Here is a 17,133-nt window from a genome sequence, read left to right on the forward strand (position 1 = left end):
CTACCGGTTTGTCCACGCGGCCTAGAGCAGCCGCAGCCGCGCCGCGAGGCGGTGCATCGGCCCGACCAGCAGGTTGCTCAGCACCGTGCGCGTCAGGTGGAAGCCGAGCACCAGCGGCACGGCAAGGTCCAGCGCCTTGGCCGTCAGCGCCATTTCCGGCATCCCGCCCGGCGCGAAGCCGAGGATCGCCGCCGTCACCGGCAGTCCGGCCAGCAGGGCGAAGGGCACGGCGATCGCCGCCAGCAGCAGGCTGAGCGCCGCCGCGGCGAGGATCGCCGCCCGCACCAGCCGCCGCGAGCCGAGCAGGAAGCCGCGGTTCAGCCGCAGGCCGAGCGTCGCGCCCATCGCCACCTGCGCGGCGTCCAGGAGCGGCCCCGGCACGCCGGAGGGCAGCGCCCCGGCGGCGGCGAGGCCGATCGCCACCGCGCAGGGCCCGAGCATCCAGGGGTTGGCGAAGCCGAGCCGCCGCAGCGGCAAGGCGAGCAGCAGCCCCGCCGCCGCCATCGCCAGCAGGCCCGGCAGGTGGAAGGGCTGGCGCGGCGCCAGGAAGGCGCCGTAATCGCCGGGCGGCGCCAGCCAGCCGAGCAGCGGCGGGAAGCTCAGTACCACCACCAGGACACGCATGGTCTGCGCCAGCGTCACCGTGGCGACCGAGACCTTCGCCTCCTGGGCCAGCATGGCCATGACGATGATCCCGCCCGGCACCGAGCAGAACCAGCCGGTGCGCGCATCCGTCCCGGCAAGGCGCGTGAACACCGGCACCACCGCGATGCCGGCGGCGATGCTGATGAGGCCCGCCGCCAGCAGCGCCGGCAGCGCCGCCGTGACCGCCGCCAGCACCGGGCCGGAGAAGGTGGCGCCGAGTCCGAGGCCGAGGAGGACGAGCCCCGCCGGCCGGGCCCATTCCGGCATCGCGACCGGGCGCCTCCAGCCGAGGGCGGCGGTGGCCACCAGCGCGCCGATCATCCAGGCCAGCGGCACCTGCAGCAGCGACAGCACCGCGCCGCCCGCGGTGGCGGCGAGGGCGGTCAGGATCTGCGTGCGATCGGGGAGGAGGGCACGGGCGCTGCGCAAGGCCCGCCAGCTTCGCCCCGTGGCGGCGGCCCGTCAAACCCGGCCGGCGCGTCAACCCTTTGGCAATCCTTCTGCCGGATTCCTGGACGCGGGGAGCGAACAGACATGCCCATCCCGCCCGCCCTGCCACCGCAAGGCCCGCCCTCGCCGCGCAGCGCCGGCACGGCATCGCCCGCCCCCGCCACCACGGAGATGGCGGAGACGGCGGCGTCCGCGGCGGCGCTGCCCAACCCGACGCTGCGGCTGGAACCCTCGCTCGGCCTGGTGGTGCTGGAGTTCCGCGACGCCCGGGGCGAGGCCCGCACCATCCCGAGCGAGCGGGAGCTCGAGGCCTATCGCACGGCCGCGCGTGCCAGCACGCCCGCCCCCGATCAGGCCAGCAGCCCGCCCGCCGGGAAGCCGGGCAGCACGGCCGCCCCGCCGCCCCAGGGGGAGGCGGAGGCGCCGGCGGCGAGCAGGTAGCGTTCCGCCATCCGCGCCGCCTGGCGCGGATCCTGCAGCTTCGCCACGTCGAAGCGGCCGTTCAGGGTGCGCGCCTGCGCCTCCACCGACTGCAGGGCAAGCTGCGGCGGCAGGCCGAGGGCGCCGGTGACGACGCGGCGCAGCACCGGGTCGCCGAGCACGTCGTAGGGGCCCCGCACCGTCCCGGCGCGCTCCTGGAAGGCCATGGCGTCGGCAATGCCGGGGTGGCGCTGGTCCAGCTCCTGCCGCCAAGCCATGCGGCGCAGCCCGTCGGCCAGGGTGGCGTGCAGCTTCGGATCGCGCAGCCCCTCGAGGCCGCGCTCGGCGAGGTTCAGCGTCTCGGCAACGCTCTTCCAGCGCCTGTCGGGCAGCCGCGCCAGCAGCCCTTGCGGATCCTTCGGGTCGGCGACCAGTGCCCGGGCCGCGAGCCCCGCCTGGTTCACCCCCTCCGGCAGGCCGAGCGCCGGCAGCAGCACGCCGAGCACCCGCGGGTCGCGCAGCGCGGCGTTGAGGTCCGGCGCGCGCTCCACCGCGCGCGCGAAGGCCTGCATCTGGCGGTTCAGCGAGGGGTCGCGGGCGAAGCGGGCCATGGCCTGCGCCTCCGCCGCCGGGGTCATGGCCCGGCGCAGCGCCGGAATGGCCGTGGCGAGGTCCATCATGCCCCGGCCCAGCCCGGCGGCGGCGGCCGCCGCGGCGCCTCCTGCCGCGCGGCGGCGGGCGGCGGCAGGCCGAGCACCTCGGCCTCGTGCAGCATCACCCGCCGCACGCGCTTCAGCGCCGCGTAGCAGTCATCGGCCTCGGCCAGGGACAGCGCCTCCCTCAGCAGGGCGCGCGCCTGGGCCGAGGTGGTGGCGGCCTGGAACTCCGCCACCAGGCCACGCGCCGCGGCGAGGCCCGCCGCGCGCTCCTGCTCGGTGCCGATATAGGCGGTCTGCAGGGCGAAGTAGATGCGGCGCGCCGGGGTGGTGGCCGCCTCGGGCGGCATGATCTGCTTGCCGAAAAGGAAGCGGGCCTTGGCGGCGAGTTCGATCCGCGCGCGGTTGCGGAAGCGGATCGGGGCGCCGTTGACGACCATCATGTCGCCCGGGCGCAATTCGAGAACCAGCGTGGACATTGGCTTTTCCTTTCGATCCGCGCCGCCGCGGCGGGCGCCGCGGTGCTGGCTCCATCCTGGCCGGCGCCGCTTAACGGCCCCTGAAATCAGGCCCCTTCAGCGCAGAAAACTCGCAAGGGTCAGGCCGCCGAGGCGGCCGATGGCGCTGTAGCTCGCCTCCAGCGCCAGCCGCGTCTGCTGCAGGCGCGAGAGCGTCTCGGCGAGGTCCACCTCCTCGATCCCGGCCAGCTCGCCGCGCAGGACGGTCTGCACCGCCTCGTGCCGCTGGCGTGTCGCGGCGAGCTGCGCCTCGGTCTGGCCGAGGGCCCCCGCCTCCTCGCCGAGCGCGCGCGTGGCGCTGCGCAGCCCCTCGCGCACCGTGGCGGCGAATTCCTGCAGGTCGGCAGGGGAGGCGGCATGGGCGGGTGTGAGCGCGGCGAGGCTCATCAGCCCACGCATCAGGTCGCGCGCCCAGCCGCCCGCCGTCTCCCCCTCCGACGCCGCGGCGGCGTTGCGGTTGGCGAACAGGCCGTAGGGAACCAGCCTTCCGTCCTCCGCCGGCACGCTCCGGCGCGGCTCGGCGAGGCCGGTGGTGGTGAGGAAGGTGGAGAAGGGGGTGTCGTCGGTCTGCGCCGCGAGGCGGGTGGCGGCCGCGACGGCGGCGGCGTTGCCGCCCCCTAGGCCGGCGACGGCGGCCGCGATCTGCGTCGCCATGCCCCCGGAGGGCAGGCCCTCCGGGTCGGGAACCGGCGGGTTGGCGAAGTCGGAGCCGCCGAACAGATACTCCCCGGCATGGCGCGTGTTCAGGAGGTGCCCGACCTCGACCAGCGCCGCCCGCGCCCGTTCGGCCACCGGGCCGAGCGCCTGCGGATCGCGCGGGTCGATCTTCATCGCCACCTCCTCGGCGAATTCGCGGCCGATGGCGATCAGGCGCGACAGCACGAGCTGCGCCGCGGCGCTGCGGTCCTGCGCGAGGCCGATGGCGGCGCCGTAGGCGTCGCGCCGCGCGATCTCCGCCTTGAGCGTCGTCGCCCGCGGCAGCTGCGGCGCCAGCTCGCCGAGCGATTCGGCGCGCTGCCCGGTGCCGAGCTGGCGCGTCAGCGTCTGGAGCTGCAGCCGCATCCGCGCCGTGTCCTGGTCGAGACGGCCCAGAAGATCAATGCCGCCCATGGCCTCCTCTCCTCCGCGCCCTGCTCATCGCATCGCCGCGAGCAGCGAATCCCACATCGCCTGCACCGTGCCGACCACGCGGGCATTGGCGGCGTAGGCGTTCTGCAGCGCCACCAGCCCGGCCATCTCGGCATCCACGTCCACGCCGCTCTCGCGGCGCAGCCGCGCCTCCAGCGAGGTGCGCAGGCTGCCCGCCTCCGACCGCGCCGCCGTCGCCGCGGCGCGGTCGGCGGCCTGCGCCGAGACGAGGCGGGCGACATAGCCCTCGATCGTCGGCGGCGCGGCGAAGGGGGAGGCGAGGCTGCCATCCGGCCCGAGCCCCGTGACCGGGACCGCCGGCCAGGGCGTGCCGGGCGCGGCGTCGGCGCCGAAGGTGAAGTCGAGCACCCGGTCGAGCAGGGTGGCGAAGCCCGCGGGGCCGCCCGGCGGGTTCGGCGCGAAGCCGGGGACGGCGTGGGTGCCGTCGCGCAGCAGGGCGGGGTTGGCCGCGACCGCCGGGTTGACGGCGATGCGCCCGGCGAAGCCGATCTGCGCGCTGCCGGCATAGGCGCCGGTGGCCGGCACGCCGCCGCCGGTGTCGGTGAACAGGCGCAGGCCCTGCGCCTCGAACCGCGCGGCGATGTGGGCGGCGGCGAGGTCCGCCTCCGCCTGCAGGCGCGGCAGGGTGCGGTCGCGCAGCGCCACCGCCTCGCCCAGCCGGCCGCCGAGCAGGCTGGCGGTGACGTCGAGGCCGTTCAGCATCACCCCCGGCAGCGTGCCGCCCGGCCCGTGGAAGGCCTGCGGCGAGAGGGTGGCGGGGGCGACGGAGAAGACGTCGCTGTCCGGGTCGAGGGGCAGCACCATCCCGCCGCGCGCGATCAGCACGATGTCGCCGCTGCCCTGGCGCACCGCCCGCACCTCGAGGCTTTCCGCGAGCCGCGCCACGGCGGCGTCGCGCCGGTCCTCGATCGCGGCGGGGTCGCCCTCCAGGCCGCTCTTCAGGCGGTTGGTGAGGGCGGCGATCTCGCGCAGCGTGGCGTTGATGGCGGCGACCTCGCCCTCGATCGTGTCCTGCGCCTCCTGCCGGGCGCGCTGGATGGCGTCGCTGGTCTCGTTCAGGCGCCGCGCCAGGGTCTCCGCCGCCTCGAGCGCGCCGCGCTGCAGCCCGGCATCGGCGGGGCTCGCGCGCAGGCCGATCAGCCCGCCGCGCAGCGCGCCGAGCGCGTCGGTCAGCGCCGTGCCGTCGCCGGGCGCGCCCTGCGCCCGCTCGACGCCGGAGAGCAGGCGCTCGCGCAGCGCCGCCGCGGCCTCTCCGGCGCGGCTCTCCTCCAGGCGGGCGAGCAGGGCGGAATCCACGGCGCGCTGCGCCTCTCCCGTGCGCACGCCGGCGGGCAGGCCGGCGCCGGAGGCGGCGTGCTGCGGCACGGTCTTGCGCGTGTAGCCCGGCGTCTCGGCGTTGCCGATGTTCTGCGAGGACTGCGCAAGCCCGCGCTGCACGGCCGCGAGGCCGCTGCGGGCGATGCCGAGGGCGAGGTCGAGGCTCATGGCGTGTCCAGCCTGGCGGGACGGCGGTTAAGGCGGGGTTGACGCGGCGGCGGCGCGCGCCCCGCGGCCGCGCCTCAGCGGCGCATGTTGATGGTGTCCTGCAGCATCTCGTCGCTGGCGCTGACGATCCGCGTGTTCGCGGTGTAGGCGCGCTGGGCCACGATCAGCTTGGTGAATTCGTTGGCGATGTCCACGTTCGAGCGCTCGACCGAGCCGGTGATCAGCTTGCCGACGCCGTTGGAGGAGGGATCGGTCACCCGTGCCTCCCCCGATTCCACGGTGCGCATGAAGGCCTGGCCGTCGAGGCGCTGCAGCTTGTCGGGGTCGCTGAAGGCGACCAGCGGCACGCGGGCGATGACGCGGCTCTGGCCGTTGTCGTAGTTCACCACCACGTCGCCGGTCTCGCGCATCGTCAGCCCGGCGTAGGAGCCGAGGGGGACGCCGTCCTGCGCCAGGTTGCGCACGGCGAACTCCCTGCCGGCGTACTGGGTGAGGCCCTGGGCGACGCCGAAGGCGCCGAGGTTGAGCCGGATGGTCTGCGGCCCCTGGCCGAAATCGGCGGTGAAGGAGAGCTCCGCCGGGTCGCGCGGCGCGTTGCTGGCCGGCGGGGTGATGGTGCCGGCGGCGCCGGCGTCGAAGATGTCCGCGATCGTGCCGTCGCCGATGGGCGGCGCGGCGTTGCTGTTGAACACCACCCGCACCGTGCCGCGGTCCTCCGCGGCCGCGCCGCCGACATTGCCGGGCACCCGCAGGTTCAGGTCCCAGGCGTTCGGCGTGCCGGTGACCGGCGTGAAGTCGAGATCCACGGTGAAGCGCCGGCCGAGCGAATCATAGACCTGCGCCTGCGTCCGCACCGGGCCCGCCGTGGGATCGGCGGGCAGGTTGGCGGCGAGCTCGATGCGGCTGGTGGCGATCGGGTTGAACACCTGCTGCGTCACCTGGATCGGCTCCAGCGTGGTGCGGTCGGGGTTGCCGGCCTGGTCCGAGGGCCAGCCCTGCAGGTAGTAGCCCGAGCCGTTCACCATGTAGCCGTCCTTGTCGAGGCGGAAGTCGCCGGCGCGGGTAAAGAACTGGCGGTCGTCGAAGACGGGGCGGCCGTTCACCACGCCGCGCGCGGCGGCGACGCTGAAGAAGCCCTGGCCGCCGATGGCCATGGCCAGCGGCTCCTCCGACTGCTCGATGATGCCCTGGATGCCGTTGGTGTAGTCCGGCCGCGCGATCACCGCGCCGGGCATGTGCGCGCTGTTGGAGGAGTGGGTGAGGTAGTTCACGAAATTCGTGTCGGTGCGCTTGAAGCCGATGGTCTGGCTGTTGGCCACGTTGTCCGAGACGTGGCCGAGCGCGCGGCTCTGCGCGGTGAGGCCGCTGATGGCGGTGGTGAGCGAGCCGAACAGGGACATGCGGGCGACTCCGGCGGTGGGGCGCGGCCGCGCGGGCGGCCGGTGCCGGAGGGCGTGCAGGCGCCGTGCCAGGCGCGGGGGCGCCCCGCCCGGCCGTCCCTGCCGCCTGCCCGGCAGGGCTTGCCGGCGGGGCGGGCGCGGCTTGCCGCCCGTGGCCCCGCCAGGGCTGGCCCGCCTCTTGCCCCTGGCCGGGCCATGGAGCCCGTGCCCGGTTTCGCCCTCGCCTTCCCCTGCCGTGACGCCGCGCCGCCCGCCGGCGGGGCGGTGCCGCCCTCCGAGGCCTTCGCCGCCCTGCTCGGCCGGGCCGCCGGCGCCCCGCCCCTTCCCGGCGAGGGCGCGGTGCCGGTGGCGGGGGAGGGCGGCACCGCCCCCGAAGCGCCGGCGCCCGGAGAGGCCGCGGCGCCCGGCCCGCCCCTGCTCGTGCCACTTCCGGCTCCCCTGCCGGTGCCGCTCCCCGATGGGCAGCCCGCGGCGGCCGCGGCCGCTCCGGCGCCCCCGGCCGAAGGAGGGGCGCCGCGCAAGCCCGGCACGGACGCCGCGCCAAACCCCGGCATGGCCGGGTGGCCCGTGCCGGAGACCGGCCCCGTGCCGGAGGCCGGCCCGCCGCCGCCCGGGGGGAGGGAGGAGGGACCCTCCCCGGCGGAGCCGGCCGGCGGTCCCGGACCCTCGGCCGGCCATGCCGCCGGCGCGGTCCAGGGCACCCCCCCGACGGTCGGCGGGGAGGAGGCGCGGCCCGCAGGCCCCGTCCCGCCCGCGAAGGGAGGGGGGGCGGAACGGCCGGCGGCCGGCGACGCCGCGGCCCGGCCCGCCTCGGCCGAGGAAGGCGCCGCCGCTCCGCCTCGCCCCGCGGCGTCCGAGGTCCCGCTGGCGGATGGCGCGCCGGCCGCATCCGAGGCCCCCGCGCCCGCCGCGCGCCCGGCGGAGGCGCCGGCGGCCGCCCCGGCTCCGCCTGCCATCGCCGAGGCGGCGGCCCGGGACGCGGCGCCAGGCCCCGCCTTCGCCGCCAGCCCGGCGCCGCCCGCGGCGGAGGAGGCGGCCGCGCCCGCCGCCCCGCCCCCCCGCCCCGCCCCGCCGCCGGCGCAGCAGGTGGCGCCGGTCGCCATCGCGCTCGTGCAACTGCCGGGGGAGCGCTCCGCGCTGCGGATCGCGCTGGAGCCGCCCGAACTCGGCCGGGTGGAGATCCGCATCGAGCGCGGCGGCGAGGGCGATGCCGTGCGGATCCTGGCGGAACGGCCGGAGACCCTGGCGCTGCTGCAGCGGGACCAGCGGGAACTCGGCCGCGCCCTCGACCAGGCCGGCGTCCAGACCGAGGCGGGCGGGTTGAGCTTCGGCCTGGCCGGCCAGGATGCGGCGGATGCACGGGACAGGAGGCAGCAGGGCGGCGGGGGGCGGCATGCCGCGGCGCCCGTCGCCTCGGCCGAGGCTCTGGTCGCCCCGGCGCCGCGCGGCGGCCTGACCGCATTGCTCGACATCACCGCCTGACGAAGGAGGAGCCGGCCATGGCCGACGTCACCATCATCCAGCCCTCGGCGGCCCCGTCCGCCACCGCGCCGCGCGGCAGCGGCCTGGGCTCGGACTTCAACACCTTCCTCACGCTGCTGACGACCCAGCTGCGCAACCAGGACCCGACCAAGGCCATGAGCCCCGAGCAGATGACCGCGCAGCTCGTGCAATTCGCGCAGGTCGAGCAGCAGATCCGCGCCAACGCCAGCCTGCGCGAGCTGATCGGGCTGCAGCAGGGCTCGCAGCTCATCGCCGCGGCGCCGCTGCTCGGGCGCCAGGTGGAGGTGGAGGGCGGGCGCCTCGCGCTGCAGGGGGGCGCCGCCACCCTGCGCCTGCCGGCCGCCGGCGCCGCCGCCGAGGCGACGGTGCTGATCCAGGACGGCCAGGGCCGCACGGTGCGGGAGGAGCGCGTGGCGCTCGGGAAGGATCCGCGCGAATGGCGCTGGGACGGGCGCGACGCCGCCGGCCAGCCCCTGCCGGACGGAGCCTATGGCTTCGCCGTCATCGCCGGGGTGGATGCCGCCGGCGCCCCGCGGGCCCTGGACGCCACGGCGCTCGCCCGCGTCACCGGCGTCGAGCGGCGCGGCGGCGAGCTGCGCCTGATGCTGGGCGGGTTCGATGTCGGCTTCGACAAGGTGCGCAGCCTGCCCGGCGGGTGATCCCGGCCTCGCCTCGCGGGACGCGCACGGAGGCGTCCGGCGATGCCGCCGGGCGGATCAGATGGGCAACGCCGTGGTGCCCTTCACCCGCTCCATGGCGAAGCGGCCGGTGACGTTGCGCAGGCTCGGCACGGCGGCGACGAGGCGGCGGTAGAAGGCGTCGTAGGAGGCGATGTCGGGCACCACCACGCGCAGCAGGTAGTCCACGTCGCCGCCCATCCGCCAGCACTCCACCACCTCGGGCATGGTGTCGAGCGCGGCGTTGAAGCGCTCGATCCAGGCGGCGGAATGGTCGGCCGACTCGATCTCCACGAACACCGACAGCGGCAGCCCGACCTTCGCCGGATCCACCAGCGCCACGCGGCCGAGGATGACGCCGGCCTGTTCCATGCGCCGGATGCGCTTCCAGCACGGGGTGGGGGTGAGGCCCACCTCGGCGGCGATCTCGGCCAGGGACAGCCCCGCATCCCGCTGCAGCAGGCGGAGGATGGCGCGGTCCATGGCGTCGAGGGCGGGCATCTCGTCCATGGGGATGTGTTGCCAGCAGGCGGGGGAGAAGGAAAGGATTTTCCCGCACCCGCCCGGATCCAGCGGGGTGTGGAGAAAACCTTTCCGGATCGCGGGGCGCCGGCGCGACGGGCGGCACTGCCGGCGCCTTGCCGGCCCGGCCGTCCATGGGCTCCGCCCGGACGGGTCCGCCCCTACCGCCCCAGCCCGTCCCAGAACTCCTTGACTTTGGCGAAAAAGCCCTCGGCCTCGGGGCTGGTCTTGCCGGCCTTGGTGGCCTCGGCCTCGAACTCCTCGAGCAGCTCGCGCTGGCGGCGGGTGAGGTTCTGCGGCGTCTCCACCGTGACCTGCACATACATGTCGCCGCGCGCGGCGCTGCGCAGCACCGAGAAGCCCTTGCCGCGCAGCCGGAACTGGTCGCCCGACTGGGTGCCCGCGGGAATCGTCACCCTGGCCCTTCCGCCGTCCACCGTCGGCACCTCGACCGAGCCGCCGAGCGCCGCCTGGGTCATGCGCAGCGGCACGCGGACGAAGATGTTGGCGCCGTCGCGCTGGAACAGCGGATGCGGCTTGATGCCGACATCCACGTAGAGGTCGCCGGCGGGCGCGCCGCGCAGCCCGGCCTCGCCCTCCCCGGCGAGGCGGATGCGCGTGCCGTCCTCGACCCCGGCGGGAATGCTGACGCTGAGCGTGCGCTCGCGCTGCACCCGGCCCGTGGCCTGGCAGACCTTGCAGGGGTTCTTGATCACGCGGCCCTGCCCGCCGCAGGTGGGGCAGGTGCGCTCGATCAGGAAGAAGCCCTGCTGCGCCCGCACCTTGCCGATGCCCTGGCAGGTCGGGCAGGTCTGGGCGGCGGTGGACCCGCCTTCGGCGCCGGTGCCGCTGCAGGCCTCGCAGACGACGCTGCTCGGCACCCGCACGGTCTTCTTGGTGCCGGCGAAGGCCTCCTCGAGCGTGATCTCGACATGGGTGCGCAGGTCGGCGCCCCGGCCCGAGGCCTGGCGCCGCCGCCCACCGCCGCCGAAGCGGCCGAACATCTCCTCGAAGATGTCCTCGAAGCCGCCGGCGCCGAAGGGGCCGCCGCCGAAGCCACCCGCGCCGAAGCCCCCCGGCCCGCCGCCGGGTGCGAAGGCGTCGTGCCCGTAGCGGTCGTAGGCGGCGCGCTTCTCGGGGTCCTTCAGGACGTCATAGGCCTCGTTCACCTCCTTGAAGCGGGTCTCGGCCTCCTTGTCCCCCTGGTTGCGGTCGGGGTGGTACTTCATGGCGAGGCGCCGGTAGGCCCTCTTCAGGTCCTCCTCGGTCGCGTCGCGCCCGACGCCGAGCACCTCGTAGTAGTCTCGCTTGGCCATGGCCGCGCCTGTTCCCCTAGCGGGCGTGTCCCCAAGCCGTGCCCGTGGCCGCATGCGCGCGCCCGGCCCCCGCCTGGGAACCGGGCGCGGCGCCGGCCCCGTCCTCTCGCCATGGGGCGATGGGGGAGGGGGCCGGCCGTCTCACGGAACGCAACGGCCGCGGAAGCTTAGCCCTGCTTCTTCTTGTTCGGGTCCACTTCCTCGAAATCGGCGTCCACGACCTTGTCGGCGCCGCCGCCCGGGCCGGCCCCCGGCCCCTCGCCGCCCTGGCCGGAGGGCTGCCCGGCCGCCTGCTGCGCCCGGTAGAGGGCCTCGCCCATCCGCATGGCGGCCTGCGACAGGCGCTCCCCGGCGGCGCGGATGGCGGCGGCGTCCTGCCCCTCCATGGCCGAGCGCGCGGCGGCGATGGCCTGCTCGACCTCCGCCTTCTCGGCGGCGGGGACCTTGTCGCCGTTCTCCTTCAGCGTCTTCTCGGTGGAGTGCACCAGCGCGTCGAGCTGGTTGCGCGCCTCCACCGCCTCGCGGCGCTTGCGGTCCTCCTCGGCGTGGGCCTCGGCATCCTTCACCATGCGCTCGATATCGGCCTCGGACAGGCCGGACTTGGCCTGGATGCGGATGTTCTGCTCCTTGCCGGTGGCCTTGTCCTTGGCCGAGACGCTGACGATGCCGTTGGCGTCGATGTCGAAGGTGACCTCGATCTGCGGCACGCCGCGCGGCGCGGGCGGGATGCCCACCAGGTCGAACTGGCCGAGCAGCTTGTTGTCCGCCGCCATCTCGCGCTCGCCCTGGTAGACCTTGATGGTGACCGCGGTCTGGTTGTCGTCGGCGGTGGAGAACACCTGCGACTTCTTGGTCGGGATGGTGGTGTTGCGCTCGATCAGCCGGGTGAACACGCCGCCCAGCGTCTCGATGCCGAGCGAGAGCGGCGTCACGTCGAGCAGCAGGACGTCCTTCACCTCGCCCTTCAGCACGCCGCCCTGGATGGCCGCGCCGATCGCCACCACCTCGTCCGGGTTGACGTTGCGGGCCGGCTCCTTGCCGAAGAACTGCTTCACCGTCTCGATGACCTTGGGCATGCGGGTCATGCCGCCGACCAGGATCACCTCGTCCACCTCGTTGGCCGCGATGCCGGCATCCTTCAGCGCCTGGCGGCAGGGGCCGAGGGTCTTCTGGATCAGGTCGTCGACCAGCGCCTCGAGCTTGGCGCGGGTCAGCTTCATCACCAGGTGCTTCGGCCCGGAGGCGTCGGCGGTGATGAAGGGCAGGTTGACCTCGGTCTCCTTGGAGGAGGAGAGCTCGATCTTCGCCTTCTCCGCGGCCTCCTTCAGGCGCTGCAGGGCCAGCTTGTCGCCGCGCAGGTCGATGCCCTGCTCCTTGCGGAACTCGTCGGCCAGGTAGTCGATGACGCGCTGGTCGAAATCCTCGCCGCCCAGGAAGGTGTCGCCGTTGGTGGACTTCACCTCGAAGACGCCGTCGCCGATCTCGAGGATGGAGATGTCGAAGGTGCCGCCGCCGAGGTCGTAGACCGCGATGGTGCCGGACTGCTTCTTGTCGAGCCCGTAGGCCAGCGCGGCCGCGGTCGGCTCGTTGATGATGCGCAGCACCTCGAGGCCCGCGATCTGCCCGGCTTCCTTGGTCGCCTGGCGCTGGGCGTCGTTGAAGTAGGCGGGGACGGTGATGACGGCCTGTGTCACTTTCTCGCCGAGATAGGCCTCGGCCGTCTCCTTCATCTTGGTCAGCACCATGGCCGAGATCTGCTGCGGCGCGTAGCGCTGCCCCTCGACCTCGACCCAGGCGTCGCCGTTGTCGGCGCGCACGATCTTGTAGGGGACGAGGCCGATGTCCTTCTGGACCATCGGGTCGTCGAAGCGGCGGCCGATCAGGCGCTTGACGGCGTAGAGGGTGTTCTGGGGGTTGGTCACCGCCTGGCGCTTCGCCGCTTGGCCCACCAGACGCTCCCCGTTCTTGGCGAAGGCGACCATGGAGGGGGTGGTGCGGGACCCCTCGGCGTTCTCGATCACCCGAACGTCCTTGCCTTCCATGACGGCAACGCAGGAGTTCGTGGTGCCAAGATCGATGCCGATGACTTTGCTCATCCGTAATGCTCCTTCATGGCAGGCGGGACCGGCCCTGCGGGCGCCCGCGCCGACCGCCCTGCGGCGGCGGGGGACCCGCCTCTGTGGCACCGTGCCCGCCCCCGTCCTGCGACGGATGGGTTGGTAGGATCCGGCTCCGCCCGGCCAGGCGGGCCGTGTCGCCCTGCGATGTATTGAGGCGGAGGGCGGCGGACAAGGGGCGGGCAGATGCCCGGGCAGCAGGGCTCCATTGTCCTTCCCGGCGGTGCGCCCTATAGGATCGGCGGCGCGTGGAGAGGTGCCGGAGCGGTCGATCGGGTCGGTCTCGAAAACCGATGTACCCCCCGTGGGTACCGTGGGTTCGAATCCCACCCTCTCCGCCAGTTCCCGTGCGAGCCGTGCTCTCCGCCAGGCGGGCCACCGTGCTGAGTGGCAGGTTTCTTGGGGTTTTCGGGGCAGGCCTGTTGACTGGCTTGGCGCGGAAACGGTCGAAAATCGCTCTCCGGAGACCAATTCTCTCCGGACCTCCTGACTTAGCCGATCAAGTACGCTTCTGAAAAACCCCGATCAAAGGCCGATTCCGACCCGGCTGGCACTGGTCCGAGTTCGCATTCCACTTGCCAAAGATCCGTACTTCGCAAGCGAACACTCGGTACGGAAGCGAAGCCGGGTCGGCGGATTGCGCCGTGGTGCTGCGGCAGTCGATCAGATAAAGCGCGACGGGATAGTTCAACGAGGGCGATTGCTCTCGGGTTAGTTGTGTTCCGTCAATTAACGCGCAATAATCCATCCGGCATGGCAACCTTCGACGACATCAAAGCTGGGGCGCGACTTCGCGGTCTGGACGCCGCAGGCGTGGCCGAAATCGTCCAGGTGGCGAGGTTCGGCCCGGATGCGCTGAACCTGGTCTTCCGCGTGAATGGGCGCGTGGGCGAGCGGCTGGTCTACCGCGGGGAGGAGGCTGCCTTCGAGTTCCTGGAGGCAGGCCGAGCCTATGCCTTCGACGCGGACGGCAGCCTGCTGCGCCTCGCTTCCGAGGCCTACCGCCTCCGGTTGGCCCACCTCTTCGACCCCTACCTGGCCGTCAGCGCGTCCCAGATCGAGGCGCTCCCCCATCAGATCACGGCCGTCTACGGCGAGATGCTGCCGCGGCAGCCATTGCGCTTCCTGCTGGCAGACGACCCGGGCGCCGGCAAGACTGTGATGGCGGGGCTGCTCATCAAGGAACTCCTGATCCGTGGCGACCTGGAACGCTGCCTGATCGTCGCACCGGGAAGCCTCGTCGAGCAGTGGCAGGAGGAAATGGCCGAGAAGTTCGGCCTCTCCTTCGATCTCCTGTCGCGGGATCAGATCGAGAACTCGGTCACCGGCAACCCCTTCGCCGAGCGGAACCGCCTGATCCTCCGCCTCGATATGGCGGCCCGGTCGGACGAGCTGAAGGCCAAGCTGAACGCCGCCCCGGAATGGGACCTGGTGATTTGCGACGAGGCGCATCGCATGGCCGCGTCGTACTTCGGAGGTGAGGTCAAGGAGACCCAGCGGCATAAGCTCGGCCGGATGCTCGGCGGCATGGCTCGCAACTTCCTCCTGATGTCTGCGACGCCGCATAACGGCAAGGAAGCGGACTTTCAGCTCTTCATGGGGCTGCTCGACGCCGATCGTTTCGAGGGGCGGTTCCGCGAAGGCGTCCACAAGGCGGACGTCTCCGACATGATGCGTCGCCTCACGAAAGAGGAGCTCTACCGCTTCGACGGAACGCCCCTCTTCCCCGAGCGGCGTGCCTACACCGCCAGCTACGAGCTCTCGCCCGCGGAGTCGGCCCTCTATCACGCCGTCACGACGTATGTGCGGGAGGAGATGAACCGCGCCGATCGCTCCGGCGACGGCAAGCGGCAGAACAGCGTGGGCTTCGCCCTGCAGATCCTGCAGCGGCGCCTCGCTTCCTCCCCGGCTGCCATCCACCGCTCCCTGGAACGCCGCCGGAAGCGCCTGGAGGAGCGGCTGCGCGAGGAGAAGCTCCTGCGGCAGAATGGCGGTGCGCCGCTCAGCCGCGTGCCTGTCCTGCCCAGCTTCGACGCCGACGACCTCGAAGATGCGCCCGGCGAAGAAGCGGAGGCCATTGAGGAGCAGATCGCCGACCAGGCCACCGCCGCCGCCACCCTCGCCGAACTCGACGCCGAGATCGTCATCCTCAAGGATCTCGAAGCGCAGGCCCTGCGCCTCAAGCTCTCCGGCCAGGACGCCAAGTGGCGCGAGCTCGAGGCCATCCTCGACGATCCCATCATGCTCGATCCGGCGACCGGGCTGCGGCGGAAGATCCTGATCTTCACTGAGCCCAAGGACACGCTGGAGTACCTGCAGCAGAAGATCGCCGCCCGTGTCGGCGATCCGGCCTCGGTGGTCGTCATCCACGGCGGCATCGCGCGCGAGGCTCGGCGCGCGGCGATCGCGGCCTTCAACTCCGACCCGGTCGTGCGGGTGATGATCGCGAACGACGCCGCCGGCGAGGGCGTGAACCTCCAGCGCGGCGCCCACCTCATGGTCAACTACGACCTGCCGTGGAACCCGAATCGTCTGGAGCAGCGCTTCGGGCGCATCCACCGCATCGGTCAGACCGAGGTCTGCCACCTCTGGAACCTGTGCGCGACCAACACCCGTGAGGGCGAGGTCTACCAGCGGCTCCTGGAGAAGTTGGAGCAGGCCCGGGCGGCCCTGGGTGGCAAGGTCTACGACGTCCTTGGCGAGCTGTTCGAGGGCCAGGCCCTTCGCGACCTCCTGGTAGACGCCATCCGCTACGGTGATGCGCCCGAGACGAAGAGCCGCCTCTTCCAGAAGGTGGACGACGCGGTGGACGTGGATGCGATCGAGCGCCTCGTCGCCGAACGCAAGCTGACCTCGGAGGGCATGGATCCCAACGCGGTCGCCGCCATTCGCGAGGAGATGGAGCGCGCCCAGGCCCGCCGCCTGCAGCCTCACTTCATCGGCGCCTTCTTTCGGGAGGCATTCCAGCTTCTCGGTGGGCGGATCGCCGAGCGCGAGAAGGGCCGCTTCGAAATCCTGCGCGTGCCGCCGGTGCTCAAGCACCGGGATCGGCTGATCGGGCGCGGCGATCCTGTGCTGGACCGCTATGCGCGCGTGACCTTCGATAAGGGTCTCGTGCCCGGCAAGCCGCAGGCCGAACTCATGGCGCCCGGCCATCCACTGCTCGACGCCGTTCTGGACGTGGTGCTGGAGCGCTTCCAGCCACTGCTGCAGCAAGGCGCCGTGCTGGTGGATGAGGGCGATGAGGGCCTCTCCCCGCGCCTGCTCGTCTACCTCGAACACGCCATCCGCGACGGCCGTATGGCGAAATCGGGCGAGCCACGCGTCGTTTCGCAGCGCCTGCAGTTCATCCATCTCCGCGAAGACGGGACGGCCGCCGACGGTGGACCGGCGCCCTATCTCGATTGCCGCCCCATAACGGCCGAGGAACGGGATCTGGTCGCGGATGCGATCACGGCGCCCTGGCTCTCAGGCAGCGTCGAGCAGCAGGCACTCGGCTACGCCATCGCGAAGCTGGTCCCAGAGCACCTTGGCGAGGTGAAGCGCCGCCGGCTGGCCGAAATCGACAAGGTGGAGCGCGAAGTCAGGTCGCGCCTGACCCGCGAGATCAACTACTGGGATGCCCGCGCGGCTCGACTGCGTGAAGAGGAGCGCGCCGGGAAGGAACAGCGCATCAACGCCAGCAACGCGGAGGCTACGGCCCAGCGGCTCGTCGAGCGCTTGCACAAGCGCCAGGAGGAGCTGGCTCGCGAGCGGCAGATCACTGCCTTGCCACCGGTCATGAAGGGCGCCGCGCTGATCATCCCGAAAGGCCTCCTTGTTGCGCGGAGCCAGCCGACACGCACGCCCGTTCCGGCGGGCTTTGCGGAGGACGCGACCTCCCGCGCTGAGGTGGAGCGCCTTGCCATGGAGGCTGTGATGGCCGCGGAGCGGGCGCTCGGGCATGTGCCGCGCGACGTCTCGGCCGAGAAGAAGGGCTGGGACATCGAAAGCCGTGACGTGAAAGCCGGTCACCTGCGCTTTTTGGAGGTGAAGGGGCGGCACGTAGATGGCGACGTCATCATGCTGACGAAGAACGAACTGCTGGCTTCGCTCAACAGCCCGGAAGCGTTCGTCCTGGCGATCGTGCAGGTCGAGGCCGGGTTCGCACGTGAGCCGGTCTACGTGCGGCGATTCTTCCAGCGGGAGCTTGGCTTCGCGGAGACCGCCGTCGCCTTCAACGTCGCAGATCTGCTGACAATCGGCAGCCAGCCATCATGATCGGTGGGCAAGACG

13 protein-coding genes and 1 tRNA gene are annotated in these 17,133 nt (G+C 73.1%); 5 read left to right on the forward strand and 9 right to left on the reverse strand.

The annotated features are described in order from the left end of the window. Positions 1-21 precede the first annotated feature (21 nt). Positions 22-1,074, reverse strand: a complete 1,053-nt coding sequence (locus tag ET526_RS14175) for an AbrB family transcriptional regulator (protein WP_135468363.1) — start codon at positions 1,072-1,074, stop codon at positions 22-24. A gap of 105 nt (positions 1,075-1,179) precedes the next feature. Between ET526_RS14175 and ET526_RS14180 the strand changes: the two genes are divergently transcribed. Then, positions 1,180-1,536: a hypothetical protein gene (locus ET526_RS14180; protein ID WP_135468364.1), complete on the forward strand. Its 357-nt coding sequence runs from the start codon at positions 1,180-1,182 to the stop codon at positions 1,534-1,536. On the opposite strand, the gene ET526_RS14185 is transcribed toward ET526_RS14180, so the two are convergent. From ET526_RS14185 to flgE, 5 genes are all read right to left on the reverse strand, one after another. Continuing rightward, positions 1,446-2,195, reverse strand: a complete 750-nt coding sequence (locus ET526_RS14185) for a DUF1217 domain-containing protein (protein ID WP_135468365.1) — start codon at positions 2,193-2,195, stop codon at positions 1,446-1,448. The two genes, ET526_RS14180 and ET526_RS14185, sit on opposite strands and share 91 nt — an antisense overlap. Continuing rightward, positions 2,192-2,650: a flagellar biosynthesis repressor FlbT gene (locus tag ET526_RS14190; RefSeq protein WP_135468366.1), complete on the reverse strand. Its 459-nt coding sequence runs from the start codon at positions 2,648-2,650 to the stop codon at positions 2,192-2,194. The genes ET526_RS14185 and ET526_RS14190 overlap by 4 nt, the downstream gene beginning before the upstream one ends. 96 nt (positions 2,651-2,746) lie before the next feature. Continuing rightward, positions 2,747-3,799: a flagellin gene (locus ET526_RS14195; RefSeq protein ID WP_135468367.1), complete on the reverse strand. Its 1,053-nt coding sequence runs from the start codon at positions 3,797-3,799 to the stop codon at positions 2,747-2,749. Positions 3,800-3,823: 24 nt separating this feature from the next. Further along, positions 3,824-5,323 (reverse strand): flagellar hook-associated protein FlgK, encoded by a 1,500-nt coding sequence (locus ET526_RS14200; RefSeq protein ID WP_135468368.1) that lies wholly within the window; start codon positions 5,321-5,323, stop codon positions 3,824-3,826. Between the two features lie 74 nt (positions 5,324-5,397). Then, on the reverse strand, positions 5,398-6,723 hold the full coding sequence (flgE, locus tag ET526_RS14205) for a flagellar hook protein FlgE (protein WP_135468369.1): 1,326 nt from the start codon (positions 6,721-6,723) through the stop codon (positions 5,398-5,400). A 204-nt stretch (positions 6,724-6,927) separates the two neighbouring features. Between flgE and ET526_RS14210 the strand changes: the two genes are divergently transcribed. Continuing rightward, positions 6,928-8,205 carry a flagellar hook-length control protein FliK gene (locus ET526_RS14210; RefSeq protein WP_135468370.1) on the forward strand — a complete coding sequence of 426 codons (1,278 nt, stop codon included), beginning with the start codon at positions 6,928-6,930 and terminating at the stop codon, positions 8,203-8,205. Between the two features lie 17 nt (positions 8,206-8,222). Further along, complete coding sequence (locus ET526_RS14215) at positions 8,223-8,885, forward strand: flagellar hook assembly protein FlgD (protein ID WP_135468371.1); 663 nt, start codon at positions 8,223-8,225, stop codon at positions 8,883-8,885. Between the two features lie 57 nt (positions 8,886-8,942). On the opposite strand, the gene ET526_RS14220 is transcribed toward ET526_RS14215, so the two are convergent. The 3 genes from ET526_RS14220 to dnaK all read right to left on the reverse strand — a co-directional run bounded on the left by ET526_RS14220 (position 8,943) and on the right by dnaK (position 12,837). After that, positions 8,943-9,413 carry an Lrp/AsnC family transcriptional regulator gene (locus ET526_RS14220; protein ID WP_408869765.1) on the reverse strand — a complete coding sequence of 157 codons (471 nt, stop codon included), beginning with the start codon at positions 9,411-9,413 and terminating at the stop codon, positions 8,943-8,945. A 173-nt stretch (positions 9,414-9,586) separates the two neighbouring features. Continuing rightward, complete coding sequence (dnaJ, locus tag ET526_RS14225) at positions 9,587-10,741, reverse strand: molecular chaperone DnaJ (RefSeq protein WP_135468372.1); 1,155 nt, start codon at positions 10,739-10,741, stop codon at positions 9,587-9,589. Positions 10,742-10,908: 167 nt separating this feature from the next. Next, positions 10,909-12,837, reverse strand: a complete 1,929-nt coding sequence (dnaK, locus tag ET526_RS14230; RefSeq protein WP_135468373.1) for a molecular chaperone DnaK — start codon at positions 12,835-12,837, stop codon at positions 10,909-10,911. A 271-nt stretch (positions 12,838-13,108) separates the two neighbouring features. On the opposite strand from dnaK, the gene ET526_RS14235 reads away from it, so the two are divergent. Continuing rightward, positions 13,109-13,199, forward strand: a tRNA-Ser gene (locus ET526_RS14235). Positions 13,200-13,611: 412 nt separating this feature from the next. After that, positions 13,612-17,118, forward strand: a complete 3,507-nt coding sequence (locus tag ET526_RS14240; RefSeq protein ID WP_135468374.1) for a helicase-related protein — start codon at positions 13,612-13,614, stop codon at positions 17,116-17,118. The last annotated feature ends 15 nt before the right edge of the window (positions 17,119-17,133 follow it).

Source organism: Crenalkalicoccus roseus (assembly GCF_004761865.1).
Taxonomy (GTDB): domain Bacteria; phylum Pseudomonadota; class Alphaproteobacteria; order Acetobacterales; family Acetobacteraceae; genus Crenalkalicoccus; species Crenalkalicoccus roseus.

Coding starts and splice junctions, on each gene's coding strand:
- ET526_RS14180 (WP_135468364.1), top strand. CDS start 1,180: ATGCCCATCCCGCCCGCCCTGCCACCGCAAGGCCCGCCCTCGCCGCGC.
- ET526_RS14200 (WP_135468368.1), bottom strand. CDS start 5,323: ATGAGCCTCGACCTCGCCCTCGGCATCGCCCGCAGCGGCCTCGCGGCC.
- ET526_RS14185 (WP_135468365.1), bottom strand. CDS start 2,195: ATGATGGACCTCGCCACGGCCATTCCGGCGCTGCGCCGGGCCATGACC.
- ET526_RS14195 (WP_135468367.1), bottom strand. CDS start 3,799: ATGGGCGGCATTGATCTTCTGGGCCGTCTCGACCAGGACACGGCGCGG.
- ET526_RS14240 (WP_135468374.1), top strand. CDS start 13,612: ATGGCAACCTTCGACGACATCAAAGCTGGGGCGCGACTTCGCGGTCTG.
- ET526_RS14215 (WP_135468371.1), top strand. CDS start 8,223: ATGGCCGACGTCACCATCATCCAGCCCTCGGCGGCCCCGTCCGCCACC.
- dnaK (WP_135468373.1), bottom strand. CDS start 12,837: ATGAGCAAAGTCATCGGCATCGATCTTGGCACCACGAACTCCTGCGTT.
- ET526_RS14220 (WP_408869765.1), bottom strand. CDS start 9,413: ATGGACGAGATGCCCGCCCTCGACGCCATGGACCGCGCCATCCTCCGC.
- flgE (WP_135468369.1), bottom strand. CDS start 6,723: ATGTCCCTGTTCGGCTCGCTCACCACCGCCATCAGCGGCCTCACCGCG.
- ET526_RS14190 (WP_135468366.1), bottom strand. CDS start 2,650: ATGTCCACGCTGGTTCTCGAATTGCGCCCGGGCGACATGATGGTCGTC.
- dnaJ (WP_135468372.1), bottom strand. CDS start 10,741: ATGGCCAAGCGAGACTACTACGAGGTGCTCGGCGTCGGGCGCGACGCG.